The 21,335-nt window shown below is 76.1% G+C and carries 19 protein-coding genes; 15 read left to right on the top strand and 4 right to left on the bottom strand.

Annotated elements, in window-relative coordinates; translation table 11 throughout:
- Positions 1 to 75 precede the first annotated feature (75 nt).
- Genes N912_RS0140365 through eccB form a run of 5 tightly spaced genes read left to right on the top strand, consistent with a single transcriptional unit; the run spans position 76 to position 6,300 of the window.
- The gene (locus N912_RS0140365) at positions 76 to 1,647 is read left to right on the top strand and encodes an ABC transporter substrate-binding protein (RefSeq protein WP_037069110.1); all 1,572 of its coding nucleotides are present in this window, start codon (positions 76 to 78) and stop codon (positions 1,645 to 1,647) included.
- Complete coding sequence (locus N912_RS57680; RefSeq protein ID WP_051581478.1) at positions 1,632 to 2,579, top strand: ABC transporter permease; 948 nt, start codon at positions 1,632 to 1,634, stop codon at positions 2,577 to 2,579. The genes N912_RS0140365 and N912_RS57680 overlap by 16 nt, the downstream gene beginning before the upstream one ends.
- Positions 2,555 to 3,391 carry an ABC transporter permease subunit gene (locus N912_RS0140355; protein WP_084211674.1) on the top strand — a complete coding sequence of 279 codons (837 nt, stop codon included), beginning with the start codon at positions 2,555 to 2,557 and terminating at the stop codon, positions 3,389 to 3,391. The genes N912_RS57680 and N912_RS0140355 overlap by 25 nt, the downstream gene beginning before the upstream one ends.
- Positions 3,388 to 4,827, top strand: a complete 1,440-nt coding sequence (locus N912_RS57675) for an ABC transporter ATP-binding protein (RefSeq protein ID WP_051581477.1) — start codon at positions 3,388 to 3,390, stop codon at positions 4,825 to 4,827. The genes N912_RS0140355 and N912_RS57675 overlap by 4 nt, the downstream gene beginning before the upstream one ends.
- A gap of 36 nt (positions 4,828 to 4,863) precedes the next feature.
- Positions 4,864 to 6,300, top strand: a complete 1,437-nt coding sequence (gene eccB, locus N912_RS0140345; RefSeq protein ID WP_028926905.1) for a type VII secretion protein EccB — start codon at positions 4,864 to 4,866, stop codon at positions 6,298 to 6,300.
- Between the two features lie 143 nt (positions 6,301 to 6,443).
- Here the strand turns inward: eccB and mycP are convergent, their stop codons facing one another.
- A complete protein-coding gene (mycP, locus tag N912_RS57670) occupies positions 6,444 to 7,874 on the bottom strand; it encodes a type VII secretion-associated serine protease mycosin (protein ID WP_051581476.1) in 1,431 nt (476 codons plus the stop codon).
- Positions 7,871 to 9,361, bottom strand: coding sequence for a type VII secretion integral membrane protein EccD (eccD, locus tag N912_RS0140335; protein ID WP_084211672.1), 1,491 nt, complete (start codon positions 9,359 to 9,361; stop codon positions 7,871 to 7,873). The genes mycP and eccD overlap by 4 nt, the downstream gene beginning before the upstream one ends.
- A gap of 182 nt (positions 9,362 to 9,543) precedes the next feature.
- On the opposite strand from eccD, the gene N912_RS0140330 reads away from it, so the two are divergent.
- From N912_RS0140330 to N912_RS0140290, 9 genes are all read left to right on the top strand, one after another.
- Complete coding sequence (locus N912_RS0140330) at positions 9,544 to 13,524, top strand: type VII secretion protein EccC (protein ID WP_028926903.1); 3,981 nt, start codon at positions 9,544 to 9,546, stop codon at positions 13,522 to 13,524.
- Complete coding sequence (locus N912_RS0140325; protein ID WP_028926902.1) at positions 13,521 to 14,750, top strand: type VII secretion-associated protein; 1,230 nt, start codon at positions 13,521 to 13,523, stop codon at positions 14,748 to 14,750. Before N912_RS0140330 ends, N912_RS0140325 begins: the two co-directional genes overlap by 4 nt.
- 124 nt (positions 14,751 to 14,874) lie before the next feature.
- Positions 14,875 to 15,186, top strand: coding sequence for a WXG100 family type VII secretion target (locus tag N912_RS0140320; protein ID WP_028926901.1), 312 nt, complete (start codon positions 14,875 to 14,877; stop codon positions 15,184 to 15,186).
- A gap of 22 nt (positions 15,187 to 15,208) precedes the next feature.
- Positions 15,209 to 15,496, top strand: coding sequence for a WXG100 family type VII secretion target (locus tag N912_RS0140315; protein ID WP_028926900.1), 288 nt, complete (start codon positions 15,209 to 15,211; stop codon positions 15,494 to 15,496).
- A gap of 217 nt (positions 15,497 to 15,713) precedes the next feature.
- Positions 15,714 to 16,157 (top strand): 50S ribosomal protein L13, encoded by a 444-nt coding sequence (rplM, locus tag N912_RS0140310; RefSeq protein ID WP_028926899.1) that lies wholly within the window; start codon positions 15,714 to 15,716, stop codon positions 16,155 to 16,157.
- Positions 16,158 to 16,201: 44 nt separating this feature from the next.
- Entirely contained in the window at positions 16,202 to 16,639 is a 438-nt protein-coding gene (gene rpsI / locus N912_RS0140305) for a 30S ribosomal protein S9 (RefSeq protein ID WP_156994332.1), read from the top strand.
- A gap of 19 nt (positions 16,640 to 16,658) precedes the next feature.
- Complete coding sequence (gene glmM / locus N912_RS0140300; protein WP_028926897.1) at positions 16,659 to 18,011, top strand: phosphoglucosamine mutase; 1,353 nt, start codon at positions 16,659 to 16,661, stop codon at positions 18,009 to 18,011.
- Positions 18,012 to 18,136: 125 nt separating this feature from the next.
- Positions 18,137 to 18,457 carry a hypothetical protein gene (locus N912_RS0140295; RefSeq protein WP_028926896.1) on the top strand — a complete coding sequence of 107 codons (321 nt, stop codon included), beginning with the start codon at positions 18,137 to 18,139 and terminating at the stop codon, positions 18,455 to 18,457.
- The gene (locus N912_RS0140290; RefSeq protein WP_028926895.1) at positions 18,448 to 19,287 is read left to right on the top strand and encodes a hypothetical protein; all 840 of its coding nucleotides are present in this window, start codon (positions 18,448 to 18,450) and stop codon (positions 19,285 to 19,287) included. Before N912_RS0140295 ends, N912_RS0140290 begins: the two co-directional genes overlap by 10 nt.
- A gap of 48 nt (positions 19,288 to 19,335) precedes the next feature.
- Here N912_RS0140290 and N912_RS0140285 read toward each other — a convergent pair whose 3' ends face one another.
- Together N912_RS0140285 and N912_RS0140280 are read right to left on the bottom strand one after the other, a co-directional pair.
- The gene (locus tag N912_RS0140285) at positions 19,336 to 20,175 is read right to left on the bottom strand and encodes a dienelactone hydrolase family protein (RefSeq protein WP_245645775.1); all 840 of its coding nucleotides are present in this window, start codon (positions 20,173 to 20,175) and stop codon (positions 19,336 to 19,338) included.
- A gap of 22 nt (positions 20,176 to 20,197) precedes the next feature.
- Positions 20,198 to 20,662: a cupin domain-containing protein gene (locus N912_RS0140280; RefSeq protein ID WP_028926893.1), complete on the bottom strand. Its 465-nt coding sequence runs from the start codon at positions 20,660 to 20,662 to the stop codon at positions 20,198 to 20,200.
- Positions 20,663 to 20,731: 69 nt separating this feature from the next.
- On the opposite strand from N912_RS0140280, the gene N912_RS57665 reads away from it, so the two are divergent.
- A complete protein-coding gene (locus tag N912_RS57665) occupies positions 20,732 to 21,325 on the top strand; it encodes a TetR/AcrR family transcriptional regulator (protein ID WP_051581475.1) in 594 nt (197 codons plus the stop codon).
- The last annotated feature ends 10 nt before the right edge of the window (positions 21,326 to 21,335 follow it).

Genomic DNA, 21,335 nt, shown 5'->3' with positions numbered 1-21,335 from the left:
CGCCTAGGTATGGAGGGGTTCAACTGCAGAGAAGTTGCATCTAGGGGCGGAGGTCCGGTGGAGCCGACCCGAGGCATGACTCGGCGCAGACTGCTCGGGGCCGGAGCCGTCCTCGGTGCGGGCCTGGGTGCCGGGGCGTTGTTGGCAGGTTGTGGTGGTTCCGGTCCCGAGGGGGCCGGCGCGGCCGGGCCGTCCGGACCGACTGGGCCGCCCCAGGGCGGCGGCACCCTGCGGGTGGGCGCGCTGGGCAAGGCGGCTGCGATCACCAGGGACCCGCACGGCACGCAGAGCAACGAGAGCGACTACCTGATCATCGCGCTCACCTACGACCCGCTCACCGTGCCCGGCAGCCCCCAGACCGTGGCGCCCCGGCTGGCCGCCAAGTGGGAGCCCAGCGCGGACCTGCGTCGGCACCGGTTCGTGCTGGCCGACGGCGCGCGGTTCCACAACGGCGCGCCGGTGACCGCTGCGGACGTGGCGTGGTCGCTGCGGCGGCTGCGGGGCACCCCGTCCGGCGCGGCCCGTCTTCCCGGCGTACAGCCCGGCGGGATCGCCGAGGACGGGACGAACGCGGTGGTGCTCACCTCGGACTACCCGAACGCCGACCTGCCGCTGCTGCTCCGGCTGACCACGTTCGTGCTGCCCCGCGACACCCCGGACGCGGCGATCAACGCCGGCTCGGTGCCGGGTACCGGGCCGTTCCGGCTGGAGTCCTACAACGCCGGCAACGCGCGGCTGGTGCGCAACGCCGACTGGTACGGCGGCGCGCCGCTGCTGGACGCGATCGAGGTGCGGATCTTCACCGACCCGCAGGCGATGGCCAACGCGCTGTTCACCGGGGAGATCGACGTGGCGTCCAACGTCGGTCCGGTGGCGGCGCGCACGGCGGCCGGGCGGGACGGGGTGCAGGTGGTGCGCCGGCCCAACGACTCGGCGCTGCCGCTGGTGATGCGGGTGGCGGACGGCCCGTTCGCCGAGCCCCGGGTGCGGGAGGCGCTGCGGCTGGCGGTGGACCGCGACGCGCTGGTCGCCCAGGCGCTGTCCGGGTACGGCACCGTCGCCAACGACGTGCTCGGCACCGGCGACCCGCAGTACGCCCGCGACCTGCCGCAACGGCGCCGCGACCTGGACCGGGCGCGTTCCCTGCTGGACGCCGCCGGGTTCGACCGCGCGGCCCGCTACCCGCTGGTGACCTGCGAGGAGGCCCCGGGCCAGGGCGAGGCGGCCACGCTGATCGCGACCCAGCTGCGCGAGGTCGGGGTCAACGTCGACGTGGTGCGCCAGGACCAGGGCACGTTCTACGACCAGACCTGGCTCAAGGCGCCGCTCTACACCGCGTACTGGGGCACGAACGACTCGGTGACGTTCTTCGCCGGCAAGACCATGGCGTCCGGGGCCGGGCAGAACGAGGCCGGGCAGGCGGATCCCGAGTTCGACGCCGCCTACCAGCGCGCGGTCGCGTTCCCGGACGCGGCGGCGCGGGCGGGGGCGCTGCGCGAGCTGCAGCGGATGGAGTACGAGCGGTCGGGGTACCTGCTCTGGGGGATGGCCGACGGGGTGGACCTGGCCACCGCGAAGGTCGGCGGGCTGCCCCGGCTGGCGGGGTACGGGCGGGTGCAGCTCGAGCGGACATGGCTCGCGGCGTAGGCCTGCTGGTCGCGGCGGCCGGGGTGCTGGCCCGGCGGGTGGCGCTGTTGGTCACGTTGCTGGCGGTGGTGTTCGCGGCGGTCGCGTTCCTGCCGGGGGACGCGGCGGCGGCCAGCCTGGAGCGCGGTGCCGGGGCGGCGGCGATCGCGGCGCGGCGGGCGCAGCTCGGGCTGGACCGGCCGCTGGTCGAGCGGTTCGCCCGCTGGATGGGCGGGCTGGTCACCGGCGACATGGGGGTCACCGCGCGCGGCCAGCCGATCTCGTCGCTGGTCTGGGGGGCGCTGCCGAACACGCTGCGGATGGGTGCGCTGGCGCTGTTGTTGACGGTGGTGGCGGCGCTCGCGCTGGGGTGTTGGGCGGCGCTGCGGCCGGGCGGTCCGGTGGACCGGGCGCTCGGGCTGGGTGCGACCGTGACGCTGGCGCTGCCGGAGTTCGTGGTGGGCAGCCTGTTGGTGCTGGTGTTCGCGCTGTGGCTGGGGTTGTTGCCGGCGGTGGCTTCGGTCGGTTCGGGCGGTGGGCTGCCGGCGCGGGCGGTGGTGTTGCCGGTGCTGGCCATCGCGATACCGCAGATCGGCTGGAACACCCGGTTGGTGCGGGCCGCGCTGGCCGAGCAGGCGCGCTTGCCGCACGTGGACGCGGCGGTGCTGGACGGGCTGCCCCGGGGGCGGCTGTTGGTGCGGCACCTGCTGCCCGGTGCGTTGCCGGCGGTGGCCACCTCGGTGGTCGCGTCGGTCGGGCTGGTGCTGGGCGGGACCGTGGTGTCCGAGACGGTGTTCAACATCCCGGGGTTGGGCGCGGTGCTGACGCAGGCGGTGACCGACAGGGACGCCCCGCTGGTCGCGGGCGTGGTGGCGGTGACGGGTGCGTTGATCATGGTGTTGCTGGTGCTGGCGGACGGGGTCCGGGCGTGGGCGACCTGGGGGACGCGGTGAGGCGGCGGGTCCCTGCGCCGGTGTCGTTGTCGGTGGCGGCGGGGTTGCTGGTGGCGACGGTGGTCGGGCCGGTGCTGGCGCCTCGGTCGGTGGACGTGCCGGTCACCGCGCCGTACGGGTCGCCGTCGTTGGCCGCGCCGCTCGGGGGCGACCTGTTGGGGCGTGACGTGCTCAGCCGGCTGCTGGCGGGCGGTTCGTCGCTGTTGCTGACCTCGGCGCTGGTCGCCGTGGTGGTGACGGCGCTCGCGGGCGTGGTGGGGGCGGCCGCCGTTCTTAGACCGACCGTCGGTCGGTTTGTCGAGTACGGCGCTGACCTGCTGATTCTGTTGCCTCCGCTGCTCGGGCTGCTGCTGTTCGTGCTGGCCTGGCCGGACGGTGGGCGGGCGGCGCTGGTGCTGGCCTCGGTGCTGCTCGCGCTGCCGTACGCGGTGCGGGTGATGGCCTCGGCCGCCGCCCCGCTGGCCTCGGCCGGGTTCGTGGAGGCGGCGGTGGCCGGCGGGGAGCGGATCGGTCACCTGGTGTGGCGGGAGGTGCTGCCCAACCTGCGCGCGGTACTGGTCACGCTGCTGGCGCTGCGGTTCGTGGAGGCGGTGTACCTGGTGTCCACCGCCGGGTTCCTGCGCGTCGGGGTGGCGCCCACGGAGGCCAACTGGGCGCTGATGGTGCGGGAGAACGGCGCCGGGATCCTGCTCAACCCGTGGGCGGTGGTCAGCCCGGCGCTGGCCATCGGGCTGCTGGCGATCGGCGTCAGCCTGGCCGCGGACGCGCTCGCCCCGGGTGGCCGCCGGGCGGTGGAGGTGGGCGCGCGGTGATCGCCGAGGTTTCCGGGTTGGTGGTGCGGCCTCGTGGCTCCGGGATCGCGATCCTGGACGGGGCGGGGCTGCGGGTGGGTGCCGGCGAGCTGGTCGCGGTGACCGGGCCGTCCGGCGTCGGCAAGTCGACGCTGCTGCGGGCGCTGGTCGGGGCGGTGCCGCCGGGGCTTCGGGTGGCCGGCGGCGGCGTGCGGGTGTGCGGGCAGGACGTGCTGGCGCTGGGTCCGGCCGGGCTGCGGGCGCTGCGCAGGGACCGGATCGGGTTCGTCGGCCAGGACCCGGCGCGGCGGCTGAACCCCCGGATGCGGGTCGGGGCGCTGCTGTCCGAGCTGGCCGCGTCGCACTCGCCCGACGGGGTCCGGGAGCTGCTGGCCGAGCTGGAGCTGCCGGTCGAGCTGCTGCGGCGGCGCCCGGGGCAGCTCTCCGGCGGCCAGCAGCGGCGGGTGGCGATCGGGCGGGCGCTGGCGCGGCGGCCGGAGCTGCTGCTGCTGGACGAGCCGACCGCGGGGCTGGACGCCTCGCTGCGCGCCGGGCTGGGCGCGCTGTTGCGGACGCTGGCCACCGAGCGCGGCATGGCGATCGTGCTCGCCTGTCACGACCGCCAGCTCGTCGACGACATCGCCGACCGCTCGTACCAGCTCGCGAGCCCGCCGCGACGGTCCGGAGTGACCGCCGTCGAACGCCGGCACAGCCACCCCGCCGCGGTGAACAGCGGCGCGGGCGTGGTGTTGCGGGGCGAGCGGTTGACGGCGTGGCACGGGGCGCGGCGGGGACGGCGGGAGGTGCTGTCCGGGGTCGGGCTGGAGCTGTCGGCGGGGGCGGTGCTCGGCGTGGTCGGGCCGTCCGGGGTGGGCAAGACGACGCTGGCCCGGGTGCTGGTCGGGCTGCACCCGGACGCCGACGGCACGCTGACCCTGCACGGCCGGCCGCTGCACCCGGCGGTCCGGCGCCGCGAGCCCGAGCAGCGCCGGCGGCTGCAGCTGGTGCCGCAGGACCCGCTGGGCAGCCTCAACCCGAGGCGGACCATCGGCGCGACCCTGGCCCGCCCGCTGATCCGGCACCGCCGCTGCGCACCCGGCGAACGGGCGGACCGCATCGCAGGGCTGCTCGACGCGGTGGGCCTGCCCGCCGAGCTGGCCGGGCGCTACCCCGACGGCCTGTCCGGCGGGCAGCGGCAGCGGGTGGCCATCGCCCGCGCGCTGGCCGCCGACCCGGACGTGCTGGTCTGCGACGAGATGACCTCCGCGCTCGACCCGGCCACCGCGGACGCGGTGATGGCCCTGCTCGGCGAGCTGCGCGCGGGCCGCGACCTGGCGGTGGTGCTGATCAGCCACGACATGCGGATCATCGAGGGCCACGCGGACGACGTGCTGCGCCTCGGCGGGCACGTGTCTGCCCAAACGGCCCCGAGGGCGGGTGCCCCGACGCTACCGTGAGTGCTCCGGACGATCTCCCTGAAGGAACCCAGGAGCATGGCCAGGACGCCGGTCACCAAGCTGCAGCTGGACGCGTACCGGTTCGGGCAGCGGCGGCTGGAGTCCGCGCTGGCCCGCCGGGACCCGGTGCTGCTGCACGAGGAGATCCGGGGCCAGCGCCGGGTGGTGGCGACCGGGCTCGCGCTGGCCATGCTCGCGCTGGTGGCCACGTACGCGTACGCGAAGCTGATGCCCAAGCCCGCGTGGCAGGCCGAGCAGGTGGTGGTGGGCAAGCAGTCCGGCCGGCTGTTCGCGGTGATCCAGCAGCCGCCCCGGCTGGTGCCGGTGGCGAACCTGGCGGCCGCCCGGCTGGTCCGCTACGCCGCCGAGCGGGGCAGCGGCGGCTCCTCGGCGAGCGCCACCCCGGTGCCGATCGACGACGCCGACCTGGACACCGCGCCGCGCACCGCGACCGCCGCCGTCCCCGGCGCGCAGGCGGTGCTGCCCACCGAGGACCGCCCGCCCGCGCCGAGCGGCCCGTGGGCGCTGTGCGACACCGGGGCCGGCACCCTGCTGGTGGCCGGGGCGGGCCGGCCGGTGCCGCTGGGTCCGGGGGACGGGCTGCTGCTCGCCGGGCCGGACGGCCGCCGGTACCTGGTCGTGGGCGGCCGCAAGCACCGCATCGACGGCGGCGACGTGGTGGCCGGCGCCTACGACCTGCGCGACAAGCCGGTCCGTCCGGCGTCGGCGATGCTGCTGGCCGCCATTCCCGACGGCCGCGCGCTGGGCGCCGTGGAGCCGGCCGGCGCCGGCGAGGACAGCACGGCGCTGCCCGGCCACGCCGTCGGCGACGTGGTGCGGGTGGTCCGGCCCGGCGAGGCGGACAGGTACTACCTGGTGCTGGCGACCGGCGTGCAGGAGGTTGCCGAGCCGGTGGCCAACCTGGTGCGGGCGACGCTGAACGCCAACCCGCGCCAGCCCCCGGACGCCGTGCGCCTGGAGCAGATCAACGCGCTGCCGAGGGTGAGCCTGGCCGGGCTGTCCGACTACCCGACGGTGCTGCCCCGGATCCTGTCCGACACGGCGGCGTGCTGGCAGTGGGACCCGTCCGGGCGCGGCGGCACCGTGACCGCCCCCGCCGAGCCGCTGCCGCCAGGGCACGCGGCGACCCGGCTGGCCCAGGCGGACGGCCAGGGAGCCAAGCTGGACGAGGTGTCGCTGCCCGCCGGCACCGCCCTGGTGGCCTGCGCGGTGGCCGGGGACACGGACTGCTCCCCACGCCGCGACCGGGACCGTGACCGGGACGGCGAGCAGCTCTGGCTGGTGTCCGAGACCGGCGTCGGCTACCCCATCGCGAACGCCGAGACGGCCACCGCCCTGGGCGTCCGCGCCTGGACGCCCGTGCCGGTGGACGCCCTGCGCGCCCTCCCCGCCGGCCCCACCCTCGACGTCGCCCAAGCCCAACGCACCGTCGACGTCCTCGCCGCCGGCTGACCCCCGTACCCCCGCCCGCGCCCACCACCCGCGAGTCGGGCGCCAGAGAGGGAGCGCAGCGACCGACTTCAGGTGAGCGAGCTTGCGAGCGAGCCAATGTCACTGGCACACCGAGTCGGGTGTTCCAGCACACGCAATCGTCGTCAGCGCCGGGTGTCTGTTCGCCACCCGGCGCGCAGCTTGCTCACCGCGAACGCGCCGGCCGGCACGGTGGCCAGCAGCGCCAGCAGCCCGCCCCAGAGCGCCCCGGGCGGCACCGACGCCGGCCGGGTGGGCGGGGCGAGCCGCAGCGTGCCGGCGTCCGCCCCCGCCGGGTCGCCGGGCGGCGGCAGCACCGCGGGGCCCCTGGTGAGCGCCGCGACCGGGTCGACCACCCCGTACCCCGCGCTGTCCGTCCGCCCGGACGCGTGCTGGCTGGCCGTCGCGGTGATCCGGTCCATCACCTGGGCGGCGCTCAGCCTCGGGTACCTGGCCCGGATCAGCGCCGCCAGGCCGGCGACCGAGGGCGCGGCGAAGCTGGTGCCGTCGATCGGGGTGCCGGCCTCGGAGCCGGGCATCTGGTCGGTCACCCCGGAACCGCCGGCGGACAGCGAGACCAGCCGCTCGCCCGGCGCGGCCACGTCCACCCACGGGCCCGGGTAGTTGAACCGCGAGGCCACCCCGCCCGGGCCGACCGAGGCCACCGTGAGCACGTCCTGGTCGAACCACCCCGGGTACACCACGGTGCCCGCCCTCGGCCGGTCCGGGCACTCGTCCTGCCGCCCGGAGCCGAGGTTGCCGGCCGCCGCGACCACCACCACGTTGCGCTGCACGGCGCGGTGGATGGCCGCCTGCAGCTCGGCCGCGCCGCGAGCACCGGCCGGCGCGCAGGCCACCTCGGAAATGTTGATCACGTCGGCGCCCAGGTCCACGGCGTGCAGCACGGCCGAGGCCAGGGTCTCCAGGTTGCCGGCCGGCGACTCGGCCCCGCCCGGCCCCGGCACCGCGTAGCGCGGGCTGGACTGGCGTACCGAGAGCACCTGCGCCTCCGGGGCCACGCCGGCGAACCCGGATCCCGAGTCCACCGAGGCGGCCGCGATCCCGGCCACCAGCGTGCCGTGCCCGTCGCAGTCGGCCAGCCCGTCGCCGCCGGCCACGAAGTCGCCCCCGGCCAGCAGCCGCCCGGCCAGCCTCGGGTGTTGCGACACCCCGGTGTCGATCACCGCGATCCGGACCGAGCCGCCCTCGCTGGAGTTCCACAGCTCGGGCAGCCGGAACATCCGCTGCCCCCACAGCCGCTCGTTCGCCGAACCGGCGCCCACCGGCCCGGCGGCGCCGACGCACCTGTACTTCTGCCGCGCCCCCGGCTGACCGGCCGGCGTCCCGCTCGCCGGCAGCCGGCCCATGTCCACCGGCGGCGGCCGGGGCAGGTCCTCCTTCACCATGGCCGCCGCCCCAGCCTTCCCGGTCGACCCAGCCGTCACCGTCGTTGGGGCCATGACCGGCGCCGCCATCGTCCCCACCAGCAGCGCGCATCCCGCCACGGCCAGCCCGGCCGCCGCCCGCCCGGCCGCCGCCCGCCCCGCCCGGCTCACAGCGCGCGGACGAGCCGGTAGAGCTCCATGACGGCCAGCGCCAGCGGGAACGTGGCCACCACGAGCACCGCCTCCACGATGTCCACCGCGCGCCGCAGCACCGGCGACGACTCCCGCGCCGGCCCCGCCCGTACCAGCCACACCGCCACCGACGCGACCACCAGCAGCGCCGCCGCCGCGACCAGCCGCACCAGCCCTGACCCGGCCACCGCGAGCCCCGCTACCAACACCGTGCCGGCCACCAGCCCGGCGGCCATCGGCGCGGCGCACGCGGCCGCCGTCACATACCCCCGCGACCGCAGCAGCAGCACCGCGACCACCACCGAGGCGAACGCCGGCCCGGCCCAACCGCCGCTGTCTCCGCCGGCCGAAGCACCGGCCGCCACCATCGCACCCACAGCGGCCACCGCCGAGCAGCCCAGCACCAGGCCCGCGAGATAGGTGTGCGCCAGCCGGGACCGGTAGCGGATCTCCTCGGGCGAGGCGAACTCCCACTGCGCGTCGGCGGCCAGCATCTCGTCCGAGCTGGTCGGGATGACCGGCGGCGGCAACCCGGCCAGCCCGACGCTGATCCGGGGCAGCAGCGGCAGCAGGCCGATCGCCACCGCCGCGGCGCCCGCCGCCACCCCGCCCACCGAGCCGATGTCGAACACGCCGAGCAGCGCGGCCAGCGCCGTCGTCCCGGCCACCATCAGGCTCGCCACCAGCGCGGGAGCCGCGGTGCCGAGCAGCGCCAGCCCGGCGGCCGAGGCGGCGGCGGCCAGCGCGGCGGCCAGCAACAGGTGCCCGGCGCCCGGCATCCCCGGCAGCGCGGCGAACCCGGCGGCGGCGGACAGCGGCACGGCGGTGCAGGCCAGCAGCACCCCGGCCGGGGCGTCGGCGCGCACGCCGCGCATCCCGCCGGTCAGCCCCGCTCCCGCGGCCAACGCCCCGATCACCGCGGCGACCGCGTCCGGCTGCTCGCCAAGGCCCCTGGCCGCCACCAGCAACCCGGCGCCCGCCACCGAGGCCAGCCCGGCGGCGGAGAACCCGGACAGCCGGCGCCACCGCGTGTCCCACGGCCGCACCGCGAACGGCTCGCCGGCCGGCGGTCCAGCCCCGTCCGGGGCGCGCACCGCCTCGGCGACCGCGTCCACCGGGTCGTCGAACACCGGAGGCGGTGGCGCGTCGGACTGGTGGCGCAGCCGCAGCACGTCCCCGTCCAGCACACCCAGCCCGGCCAGCGTGGCCCTCGGCGGTAGCGCCGCCCCGGCGGCCGCGGCCAGGCACCAGGCGGCCGGCGCCGTCGGACCGGACGGCCCCGGGTGGCGCCGGGGCCCGCTCTCCCTGGCCAGCTCGGTGAGCATCGGGACGAGCTCGGCGACCGTCAGGTCGGTGGGCAGCGCCACGTCCATCCGAGACCGGGGGGCCAGCACCGTCACCCGGCAGAACTGGGTGCCCTCCGCCCGCCCGCCCGGCGTCGCGACACCGGCATCTGGCCTGGTCATAGCGCCTCCCACGGCATGGGGGGATCCGGTCGCGCACCGGGAGAGCGGTTTGGCCAAAAGGCCTCGGCGACCGGGTCGGGCTTCCTAGTATTGCCGCGCCTGATCGCCCGTGTGGACGGTTTCGCGGAACTCACGGCCCGCGAGCGGGACCGACGGAAGGCCACAGGGAGGACGCCCCGGTCATGAGCACCCGCACCGTGCGCCGCGCGCCGCGAGGCAACCCGCCCCGGCTGCCCGGCGGCGAGCTGCCGCTGGAACCGCCCCCGGAGCCCGCCAAACCGGTCCCCGCCGGCCTGGCCCAGCGGCTGATGCCCGCGCTCATGATCCTCGGCTCGATCGGGTTCATCGTCGTGATGGGCGCGCAGAACCCGACGTCCTGGCTGTTCGGCGGGATGTTCGCGCTGTCGACCGTGGGCCTGATGGCCGGCGGCATGGGCCGGGGCGGCACCCAGCGCGCCGAGACCGACGAGAACCGCCGCGACTACCTGCGCTACCTGGCCCAGGTCCGCCGCCGGATCCGGACCGTGGCCGGCGCGCAGCGCGCCGCGCTGGAATGGACCCAACCCGACCCGAGCGCGCTGCTCGCAGTTCTCGGCACCGACCGGCTCTGGGAGCGCAGGGAGACCGACCCGGACTTCGCGCAGATCAGGGTCGGGCGCGGCCGCCAGCGGCTGGCCACCCGGCTGGTGGCCCCGCAGACCGGCCCGCTGAACGAGCTGGAGCCGGTGTGCGCGTGGGCGTTGCGCCGGCTGATCAGGGCACACTCGGTGGTGCCCGAGCTGCCGGTGGCGGTGGCGCTGGGCGCGCTGCGGCGGGTGTGCCTGCGTGCGGCCGGCCTTGGGAGTAGCCCCGACGAGCGGCTGGCGGCGGCGCGGGCGCTGGCCAGGGCGATGCTGGCCCAGTACGCGGTGTGGCACAGCCCGGCCGAGGCGCGGTTGGCGGTGATCGCGTCGCCGGAGGCGCTGCCGCTGTGGGACTGGGTGAAGTGGCTGCCGCACGCCCAGCACCCGACGCTGTCCGACGACATCGGCGCGCTGCGGATGGTCACCTCGCGCCCGGCCGAGGTCGGCGAGTGGCTGGCGGCTGCGGGTGTGACCGCTGTGACCTCTACGGGGAACCCGCCGAGGCTGCTGGTCGTGGTGGACGGGGTGGACGTGCGCCGTGCCGGCGCGCAGTGGCTGGACCGCCCCGAGGTCACCGTGCTGCGCCTGGACGGCCCGGCCGGCGGCGAGCGTGGCGAGCTGACCCTGCTGGTGGACGCCGAACGGCTGGGCATGAGCATCGAACAGGGCGCACCGCCCCGCTGGATCGGCCGCCCGGACGCGTTGAGCCTGGTCGAGGCCACCGTGCTGGCCAGGCGGATGGCGCGCTACCGGGCGCCGCTGGGCGCCGAGCCGGACACCGGCCGCCCGCTGCGCAACACCGTCGGGCTGCCCGAGCTGCTCGGCATCGACGACCCGGCCGAGGTGCCGGCCGCGCGGGCCCGCTGGCGGGACTCGCCCAAGGACGCGCTGCGGGTGCCGATCGGCGTCGGGGAGAACGGCCAGCCGGTGCTGCTGGACCTCAAGGAGTCCGCGCAGGGCGGCCACGGCCCGCACGGGCTGTGCATCGGCGCGACCGGCTCCGGCAAGTCCGAGCTGCTGCGCACGCTGCTGCTCGGGCTGGCCGCCACCCACCCGTCCGACCAGCTCAACATGGTGCTGGTCGACTTCAAGGGCGGCGCGACGTTCCTGGGCATGGCGCGGCTGCCGCACGTCTCGGCGGTGATCACGAACCTGGCCGACGAGCTGACCCTGGTGGACCGGATGGCCGACGCGCTGGCCGGCGAGATCACCCGCCGGCAGGAGGCGCTGCGCGCGGCCGGCAACCTGGCCAGCGTCGCCGAGTACGAGGCCAAGCGGAAGGCCGGGGCGACCGAGCTGGCGCCACTGCCCGCGCTGCTGATCGTCGTCGACGAGTTCTCCGAGATGCTCGACCAGCGCCCGGAGCTGGTGGAGCTGATGGTGACGCTCGGGCGGCTGGGCCGCTCGCTGCAGATGCACCTGCTGCTGGCGTCGCAGCGGCTGGACGAGGGCAGGCTGCGCGGGCTGGAGTCGCACCTGTCGTACCGGATCGCGCTGCGCACGTTCTCCCCGGCGGAGTCGCGGGCGGTGCTCGGGGTGCCGGACGCCTACCAGCTGCCGCCGATGCCCGGCTCCGGGTTCCTGGCCCTGGGCACCGACGAGCTGGTGCGGTTCCGCGCCGCGTACGTGTCCGGGCCGAGGCCGGTGCGGGCCTCGGCGCCGAGGCCGTCGAACGTCACCGCCAGCCGGCCCCGGCCGTTCACCGCCGGGCCGGTGGGATCCTCGAGTACGGACGACACGCAGGTGATCGGGCCGCCGGTCACCGAGGCCCTGGCCGCACCGACGCCGGACGCCGCCGCCCGCACCGTGCTGGAGCTGATGGTCGCCGCGATGGCCGGCCAGGGCCCGCCCGCGCACCGGGTCTGGCTGCCGCCGCTGGACGACCCGCCGGCGCTGGACGCGCTGCTGCCGCCGCTCGGGCGGGGTCCGCGCGGGCTGGGCACCCGGGCCGGCGGCGGCCTGCGGGTGCCGGTCGGGCTGATCGACAGGCCGTACCACCAGCGCTGGGACCCGCTGCTGGCCGACCTGTCCGGCCCGGCCGGGCACGGCGTGGTGGTCGGCGCCCCGCAGTCGGGCAAGTCCACCCTGCTGCGCACCCTGCTGCTCGGCCTGGCGCTGACCACCACCCCGCGCGAGCTGTCGATCTACGTGCTGGACTTCGGCGGCGGCATGCTGGACGCGCTGGCCGGGCTGCCGCACGTGGGCGGGGTCGCGGACCGCCAGCAGCCCGACCAGGTGCGCCGCACGGTCGCCGAGGTCACCGGCCTGCTCGCCGACCGGGAGCGGTCATTCCGCGCCGCCGGGATCGACTCCGCCGCCGAGTTCCGCCGCCGCCGCGAGCGGGGCGAGCTGGCCGACGACCCGCACGGCGACGTGCTGCTGGTGGTGGACGGCTACCTGACGCTGCGCACCGAGTTCGAGGAGCTGGAGGCCCAGCTCGCGCCGCTGGCCGCCCGGGGGCTGTCCTACGGGGTGCACCTGCTGGTCTCGGCCAGCCGCTGGACCGAGCTGCGCCCGGCGCTCAAGGACCTGCTCGGCACCCGGTTCGAGCTGCGCCTCGGCGACCCGTCCGACTCCGAGGTGGACCGGCGCCGGGCGGCCGCCGTGCCCGCGAAGCCCGGTCGCGGGCTGGCCTCGGACGGCGGGCAGTGCGTGATCGCCCGCCCGGCGGTGGACTCCCTGGGCGGTGGGCTGGCGGCGGCGGTGGACGGCATCGCCTCGGCGTGGACCGGCCCGCCGGTGCCGCCGGTGCGGCTGCTGCCTGACCAGCTGGACTACCGCGAGCTGGTCGCCATGATGGCCGTCGTAGCCGGCCAGGACGCCCCGCCGCACGCGCTGCCGATCGGGGTGGACGAGGCTCGGCTGGAGCCCGTGCATGTGGACTTCGACGCCGAGCCGCACCTGCTCTGCTTCGCCGACCCGGAGTGCGGCAAGACCAACCTGCTGCGGGTGCTGGCCGAGGGCGTCACCACCCGGCTGGCGCCCGAGCAGGCCCGGATCGTGCTGCTGGACTACCGCCGCACGCTGCTCGGCCAGGTGCCGGACAGCCACCTGATCGGCTACGCCACCGGCGCCGACGCCGCCGCCCGCGCGCTCGGCGAGGTGGCCGCGTCGCTGCGCGGGCGGCTGCCCGGTCCCGACGTCACGCCCGCGCAGCTGCGCGAGCGGTCCTGGTGGTCGGGGCCGGAGGTGTACGTGCTGGTCGACGACTACGACCTGGTGGCCACCGGGACCGGCCCGAACGCGGCGAACCCGGTGCTGGCGCTGCTGGACTTCCTGGCGCAGGCCAAGGACGTCGGGCTGCACCTGGTGCTGGCCCGGCGCACCGGCGGCGCCAGCCGGGCGCTGTTCGAGCCGGTGCTCGGGCGGCTGCGTGAGCTGGCCTCGCCGGCGCTGGTGATGAGCGGCAGCCCGGAGGAGGGGCCGCTGCTGGACGGACTCAAGCCGGAGCCGCTGCCGCCCGGGCGGGGCGTGCTGCTCGGGCGGCGCTCCGGCCGGCGCCGGATGCAGGTGGCGCTGCTCGAACCGGACGGGACGTGAGGCTGGCCGTCGAGCTGGGCGCCAAACGGATCCGGCTCGCGGTGGTGGACGTTCAAGGTGGGCGCGCGCGTGTGCTCGCGTCGCGGTCCGTCGCGGAGGCGCTGGGCGACGCGGTGGCGGACGAGCTGGTGGTCGTCCACCCGCCGGACTGGACGGACGCGGCCGTCCGCGCCGCCGCGGCCACCGTGGCCGGGCACGCCGGCTCGGTCCGTACCCGCTCGTCCGCGCTGGCCGCCGCGACCGAGGCCACCGCCCGCACCCCCGTCCCGCCCGGCCCGCTCGCCGTCATCCAGGCCGACCCCGCCGGGGTGACCGCGACGGTGCTGTCCGGGGAGCGCGCGCTGGCCTGTCGTCGCCCGCCCGGCGGTGCTCCGCCCGACGCGCTGGCCGCCGTGACCGCCGCCGCCGGCATCCCGCCGCACGCCCTCACCGGCGGCGTCCTACTGCTCGCACCGGATCCGGGACGCTGGCTGGCGCCGCTGGCCGACCTGGTCGGCGAGCCCCCGCTGGTGCCGCCCGACCCTGACCGGCTGGCCGTCCTCGGCGCCCTGCGCCCGTCCGTACTCCCCACCGCCCGCCGGACCCCGTCCCCGACCCCGCCGCCGCCCGCCCTGGCCGACGGCCTGCTCGCGCCCCCGCCGCGCCGTCGCCGTCGCCGCCGCGCCAGAGCAGCCCTCGCCGCCCTCGCCGTGCCCACGCTGGCCGCCGTGACCGCCGGCCTTGCCGCCGCCGTCGTCGAAGATCCACCCCCGCCCGCCCACACCGCCGGCATCCTGGCCCAGTACGACTACACGGTGTCCCTGCCGGCCGGCTGGCACCACTCCGGCGGCGACCCCGACCTGCGCCGCACGCTGCTCACCCCGGCCGGCGCCCCCGACGGCTCGGACCTGATCTCCATAGAACAGCACCCGCTCGGCTACGACGGCATCGCCGAACGCGACCGCGCCGTGCGCGAGCTGGCCGAACGGCTGCGGCTGGCTCGCGCCACCGGCGCCGACCTGACCGACCTCGACACCGACCTCGACGCCCCCACTCCGCCCGGCGCCCGAGGCTTCAGCACCTACCGCCAGCGCCAGCCCCGGCGCGGCGCCGAGGTCGACTGGTACGTCCTGTTCGACCGCGACGCCCAGCTCAGCGTCGGCTGCCAGCGCACCCCCGCCGGGGCCGACGCGGTGCGCGCCGCCTGCGCCGAAGTGATCGCCTCCATCCGCCTGCACCCACCCTGACCGTTCGCAATCGCACACGAATCCCCGCATTCCGCCCCCGGCGGCCCGCCGCGCTGCCAGCGTGGTGCCCGTCAATGTGGCCCAACCGGCCGCGAAGCTCACACCCGAAAGGCAGTGATCATCGATGGCCGCGGGGTTCGGTACCACTCCGGAGGAGATGCAGCGTGCCGCCCAGCACGTCGCACAGGTGAACGACCAGGTCCAGTCCCAGCTCGCCGCCCTGCGCAACCAGCTCGCGCCGCTGGCCGGCGCCTGGCGCGGCGAGGCGTCCACCGCGTTCCAGGGCCTGATGGTCCGCTGGGACACCGACGCGCGCGCCCTGAACGAGGCGCTGCGCGGCATCGGCGAGTCGATCCAGGGCTCCGGCCGCAACTACCTGGCCGCCGAGCAACAGCACGCGCAGGGCATGTCCACGATCCGCGGCGCACTGGGCTGAGGCGAGAGGGGAGACGCACACCATGTCCGAGATCCTGGTGACATTCGGCGAGATCGCCGCCGCCCAGCAGAACGTGGCGAGCACCGCGCAACGCCTCAACGCCCAGCTCGACGACCTCAAGCGGTTCCTGGCCCCGATGGTGTCCACCTGGACCGGCCAGGCCGCCGAGGACTACCAGGTCAAGCAGCGGCAATGGGACACCTCCGCCGCCGACCTGAACCAGGTGCTGGCCCAGATCGGCATCGCCCTCGGCCACGCCAACGACGGATACCAGCAGGTCGAACGGGCGAACGCCAGCCGCTGGGCGTGACCGCCCGGCCCCGCGAGACGGCACCGGCACCGGCGCCCAGCGGCCGGCGCCGGTGCCGCGCGTGACCCGTTTTGACCCGTCGAGACGGCGGCGGGTACCCTCGAAAACAGTTGTGCTGCGAGCGGTGGTTCAGCTCGCCTGAGCACCCTTGGGGCGAGGCGCGGGTTCGCGCCGGACCGCAGGCAGCTCCCGAAGCCAGAGACGACGAGGTAGGCACGTGCGCACGTTCAGTCCTAAGCCCGGTGAGGTTACCCGGGCCTGGCATGTCATCGACGCGACCGATGTCGTGCTGGGCCGGCTGGCCAGCCAGGCAGCCACCCTGCTGCGTGGCAAGCACAAGCCGACCTTCGCGCCGCACGTCGACACCGGCGACTTCGTGGTGATCGTCAACGCCGAGAAGGTGGCGATCTCCGGCAACAAGCGGGACCAGAAGTTCGTCTACCGCCACAGCGGCTACCCGGGCGGCCTGCGGCAGCGCTCGGTCGGCGAGATGCTGGACAAGCACCCCGACAGGCTGGTGGAGAAGGCGATCAAGGGCATGCTGCCGAAGAACCGGCTGGGCCGGGCGATGGCCAAGAAGCTCAAGGTCTACGCCGGTCCCACCCATCCGCACGCCGCGCAGCAGCCGCAGGCCTTCGAGATCGTACAGGTGAGCCAGTGAGCACCCCGGAGACGAGCCAGGAAGTGGAAGAGACAGAAGAGCAGGTGAGCGCCCCCGCCGCGCCCGCTGCCCCCGTTCAGGAAGCCCCGGTGCGCGACAAGCCGGTGCAGACCGTCGGGCGCCGCAAGGAAGCCATCGTGCGGGTCCGGCTGGTGCCGGGCTCGGGCAACTTCCGGCTCAACGGCAAGGACCTGCCCACGTACTTCCCGAACAAGGTGCACCAGCAGCTGGTCCGCGAGCCGCTGGTGATCACCGACCGGGTGGAGAACTACGACGTGCTGGCCACCCTGACCGGCGGCGGCATCTCCGGCCAGGCCGGCGCGCTGCGGCTGGGCATCGCCAGGGCGCTGGTCGAGCTCAACTCCGACGACCGCCCCGCGCTCAAGAGCGCCGGGTTCCTCACCAGGGACGCGCGGGTCACGGAGCGCAAGAAGTACGGCCTGAAGAAGGCCCGCAAGGCGCCTCAGTACAGCAAGCGCTGACGAGACCGCGGCCAGCTTGATGGGTCGGCTGTTTGGCACAGACGGCGTCCGGGGCCTGGCGAACGCGGAGCTCACGCCCGAGCTGGGCATGGCGCTCGCGGCGTCGGCGGCCCAGGTGCTCGCCGAGCGCGACCGCTCGCACCGGCCCCGGGCCGTCGTGGGCCGCGATCCGCGCGCGAGCGGCGAGATGCTGGAAGCGGCGGTCACCGCCGGGTTGGCCTCGGCCGGCGCCGACGTGCTGCTGGCCGGCGTGCTGCCCACGCCGGCGCTGGCGTTCCTGGTCGGCGACCTCGACGCCGATCTGGGCGTGATGATCTCCGCGTCGCACAACCCGATGCCGGACAACGGCATCAAGCTCTTCGCCGAGGGCGGGCACAAGCTGCCCGACACCGTCGAGGACGCGATCGAGCGCCGGATGTCCGAGCCGAGCGCCCGGCCGACCGGCGCGGGTGTCGGTCGGGTGCGCGAGCTGCCCGACGCCGGCGAGCGCTACCTGCGCCACCTGCTCGCGGCCGGCACCGGCGGCGCCTCGCTGGCCGGGGTGCGGGTGGTGGTCGACTGCGCGAACGGGGCGGCCTCCGAGCTCGCCCCGGAGGCCTACCGGCGGGCCGGCGCCGACGTGATCGCCATCCACGCCGCCCCGGACGGGCTGAACATCAACGACGGCTGCGGCTCGACGCACCTGGACAAGGTGATCGCCGCCGTCCGCGAGCACCGCGCCGACCTGGGCATCGCGCACGACGGCGACGCCGACCGCTGCCTCGCGGTGGACGCCTCCGGGGCGCCGGTGGACGGCGACCAGATCATGGCCGTGCTGGCGCTGGCGCTGCGCGAGAGCGGCGAGCTGACCAAGGACACCCTGGTGGCCACCGTGATGAGCAACCTGGGCCTGCACCTGGCCATGCGCGCGGCGGGGGTCGAGGTCCGCACCACGGCCGTCGGGGACAGGTACGTGCTGGAGGAGCTGCGCGCCGGCGGCTACGCCCTGGGCGGCGAGCAGTCCGGCCACGTGGTCCTGCCCGGCCACGCCACCACCGGCGACGGCCTGCTCACCGCGCTGCGCCTGATGGCAAGGATGGCCGCCACCGGCCGTTCGCTGGCCCAGCTCGCATCCGTACTCACCGCCCTGCCCCAGGTGCTGGTCAACGTCCCGGTCACCGACAAGGCCGCCGTAGCGAGCGCCCCCGAGGTCCGCGAGGCGGTGGCCAAGGCCGAGGTCGAGCTGGGCGACACCGGCCGGGTCCTGCTCCGCCCCTCCGGCACCGAACAACTGGTCCGCGTCATGGTCGAAGCCCCCACCCGGACGCAAGCCGACCGCATCGCCGGAGACCTCGCCCAACGCATCCGCGAGTCGGGACATTTGTCAGGGTGAGTCGGGATATTTGTCAGCCTCCGCGCTAAGCAGGCGGGGTGCCTCGGCACCCTGAGCGTGTGCGATCGCACACGAGATCCACGATCATGGCCAGCCGGTCGTCCCATACCGGGCAGGCTTCGCCCATGGCGGACATCCAGGTAGACCCCGCGCTGCTCCGGGCGCGCGCGAACCAGCTCACCGCAGTGACCGACGGGCTGGCCGCGATGGCCGCCAAGGTGCGGGGTACGGCGGCCGAGGTCGAGGCGCTCGGTGCGGACCTCGCGGTACGCCAGGATGAGCTGGCCGCCGCGCTCGGCACCGACGCCCAGGAGCTCGCCCTGCTCGCGGACGGCCTGCGGCGCGGGGCGGACGCGATCACCGAGTGCGACGGGTCGGTACGGCATCGGCTGAGCCGGATCGCGCGCGGGCTGGCCGGCGACAGTCCCGCGGGCGGGTGCGGGTGAACCGGGCGCTCGGCCAGGTGCTGGAGCTGGTGCGCGCCTGGGAGCCGGCGTACCGGCGGTGGTGGAGCCATCCGCGCCGGCGGGAGTCCGGTGGCCTCGCCCCGTGGTCGGACGCCGACGAGGAACGCTGGCGGTCGCTGCTCGGGTTCGACGCCGAGCGGATGGCCGCCGTGGCCCACGAGCTGCGCTGGGTGTCCACCGAGCTGGCGGCGCACCGCACCGGGATCGCGGAGGTGGTCACGGCCGGCGGGATGCCCGAGCCGGCGGCGCACCGCTGTGCCTCGGTGGCCGACGCGGTCGCGGCGAGCGCCGCCGACGCCGCCTCACTGGCGGATGCGATCGAGCGTGCGGCGGCCCGAATCGGCACGGTGCTGGATGCGGTGGTCGACGGGGTGTTGCGGGCCGCCGAGGCGCTCGACGCCGGCCCGTACCCCACCCCCGGCCTCGCGCACCGCGACATCGACGCCGCCGGCGCCGCCGACGAGGCGCCGCACGACCCGGACCGCTGGCGCGCGCTCGACGAGCTCGTGGAACGGCACTCGGGTGTACTGGCCGCGCTGCGGGCGGGCATGACCGAGCCGAGTCCGCACGGCAACGCCGGACCCGACGTGTGGTGCGACGGCGACACCGGTTGCCTGCCCCGGCCGTCCCCGTGGCTGTCCGTGCCGTTGCCGCCCCCGGCCGAAGACGTCGGCGTGTGGGTCTCCGAGCCCTGGCGGCCGCTCCCCGCCGCCCCGGGCACCGGTCCGCTGCTGCCCGGCACCGACGGGATCCGGCCGGGCACCGACCGGGGAGTACATGTCGCTCAGCTCCCCGACCGGCCCTTCTGACAAATATCCCGACTCACCCTGACAAATGTCCCGACTCGCGGGCGGTTTTTACCGGGCTAGGACGAGGTCGGTGCCTTTGAGGTCGGCGGTGACTAGGTCGGACAGGGCCTGGTCGGGGGTTACGGCGTGGAGGAGGAAGGCGGTGGTCAGGGCGCGGGCCAGGCGGGCGGTGGGGGTGTGGGGCTTGCCCGCGAGCAGGTTGTCGACCAGCGAGCGGCCGTAGAGGAAGCCCAGGTGGTTGGCCTTCGGGAGGGCGCGCAGGATCACCGGGCCGGCCCACTCGTCGGCCACCGCGTCGGCGTTGCCCGGCGGCGGGCTGATCTGGTCGCGGCCGGCGGCCAGGTGCAGGGCGGGGGCGTGCACGGCCGACGCCGCGTCGATCGCGGACGGGCGCGTCTCGGACACCGCGAGGGTCACCACCGCGGCCACCGGCTCACCGGCGCGCTCCCGGTCGGCCGCCGCCAGCACCGCGCAGCCGCCGCCCATGCCGTGCCCGACCAGCGCGAGCCGGCGCCGGTCCACGCTGATGTCGCCGACGCCGAGCCGCACGCCGGCGCACACGTCGAGCGCGGTACGCAGGTCGGCGCCGAACCGGGCGTGGCTGGGCAGCGGCCCCCGGTGGCTGGCCGGCGCGGCGACCACGAACCCCCAGGAGGCCAGGTGCCGCAGCAGCGGCAGGTAGCGGTCCACGGACTGCAGCCAGTCGTGCCCGAACGCCACCGCCGGCAGCCCGGTGCCCTCGGCCGGCGCGTAGATCACGCCGGGCAGCCCGACCAGCCCGAGCTCGCCGCGCAGCACCCGGTGCGGCCCGGGGCTGGCCAGCTCGCCGATCGCCTTGCGGGCCGATCGGGGCAGCGTCGGTGCCGCTGGGCCTCGGGTGCGAACCACGCGCAGACGCTACCGCACCCGGTCAGGCGGTTTCCTCGTACCTGATGCCGTACCTGGCCGCGATGGGGTTGAGCCGCGCCGGGTCCAGCCGGCCACCGGTGCTGATCTCCGTCCGCGCCTCGATCATGTCCTCGACGAAGCACTCCCAGCCGCCCGGCGAGGAGATCTGGAGCACCCGTGGCGGCGGTGTCGAGCCGGGGCGCAGGGCGTGCGGGACGCCGTGCGGCAGGAGCACGAACTGGCCGGCCGACGCGGTGTGCACCCGGTCGGAGAACTCCACGGTCAGCTCGCCGGCCAACACGTAGATGGCCTCGTCGGCCTCGTGGTGCACGTGCCGGGGGATCTCCTGCGCGACGACCACCTCCAGCAGCGAGAACCTGCCCTCGGTGTCCTCGGTGCGGGCCTTGACGGCGAACGCGGGCGGCACCGGGATGCGCCCCGGCCGGGCCGCGCCCGCGTCCAGGAGAATGAAGCGATCTTTCGACACGGACCAACCTCCTTATCCAGAATCGGATTCAGATTCCGTTTAAGCGAGCATCGCGGAGGGACGAGCTGGATGTCAAGCCCGGCCCGCAGGACCCGAGCCGACGCCGGACGCAACCGCGCCCGGGTGCTGGAGGTGGCGAGCGAGCTGTTCGCCGAGCACGGCGACGAGGTGCAGATGGCCGAGGTGGCGCGTGCCGCCGGCGTCGGCGTCGGCACCGTCTACCGGCACTTTCCCACCAGGGTGGCGCTGGTCGAGGCGGTCGCCGAGCGGCGGTTCGTCGAGATCCTCGCGTTCGCCAGGCAGCGCTGCCTGCCCGAGCCGGACGCCCGCCGGGCGCTGCGCTGCTTCCTGCGTCACGTCGGCGAGGTGCACGAACGGGGCCGGGCACTGTCCGGCGCCATCGAGGCGGCCCTCGGGCACACCGCGCCCCTCGGAACCGTCCGCACCGAGCTGGAGGCCCTCGGCGGCGCGCTGCTCGAACGCGGCAAGGCGGACGGCGTCATCCGGCCGGACGCCACCGTCGGCGACCTGTACATGATCGTGGGGGCGCTGGCCGCCGTGAGCCGCCAGGACATCGGCGACTGGCGGCGGTTCGTCGAGATCGCGCTCGACGGGCTGGAGCCTTCACCCGACCGCAACGGCCCGGCAGCCGGCACGTCCTAGGCTGGTGCCC

It is taken from the genome of Actinospineispora acaciae DSM 45401 (genome assembly GCF_000620785.1).
GTDB lineage: Bacteria > Actinomycetota > Actinomycetes > Mycobacteriales > Pseudonocardiaceae > Pseudonocardia > Pseudonocardia acaciae.
This window is presented reverse-complemented; position numbering and strand designations above follow the sequence as displayed.

What these genes read in the sequence shown, in the direction of transcription:
- N912_RS0140365 (WP_037069110.1), top strand. Translation starts at nt 76, where the DNA reads ATGACTCGGCGCAGACTGCTCGGGGCCGGAGCCGTCCTCGGTGCGGGC.
- N912_RS57680 (WP_051581478.1), top strand. Translation starts at nt 1,632, where the DNA reads ATGGCTCGCGGCGTAGGCCTGCTGGTCGCGGCGGCCGGGGTGCTGGCC.
- eccB (WP_028926905.1), top strand. Translation starts at nt 4,864, where the DNA reads ATGGCCAGGACGCCGGTCACCAAGCTGCAGCTGGACGCGTACCGGTTC.
- eccD (WP_084211672.1), bottom strand. Translation starts at nt 9,361, where the DNA reads ATGACCAGGCCAGATGCCGGTGTCGCGACGCCGGGCGGGCGGGCGGAG.
- N912_RS0140330 (WP_028926903.1), top strand. Translation starts at nt 9,544, where the DNA reads ATGAGCACCCGCACCGTGCGCCGCGCGCCGCGAGGCAACCCGCCCCGG.
- N912_RS0140320 (WP_028926901.1), top strand. Translation starts at nt 14,875, where the DNA reads ATGGCCGCGGGGTTCGGTACCACTCCGGAGGAGATGCAGCGTGCCGCC.
- N912_RS0140315 (WP_028926900.1), top strand. Translation starts at nt 15,209, where the DNA reads ATGTCCGAGATCCTGGTGACATTCGGCGAGATCGCCGCCGCCCAGCAG.
- glmM (WP_028926897.1), top strand. Translation starts at nt 16,659, where the DNA reads ATGGGTCGGCTGTTTGGCACAGACGGCGTCCGGGGCCTGGCGAACGCG.
- N912_RS0140295 (WP_028926896.1), top strand. Translation starts at nt 18,137, where the DNA reads ATGGCGGACATCCAGGTAGACCCCGCGCTGCTCCGGGCGCGCGCGAAC.
- N912_RS57665 (WP_051581475.1), top strand. Translation starts at nt 20,732, where the DNA reads ATGTCAAGCCCGGCCCGCAGGACCCGAGCCGACGCCGGACGCAACCGC.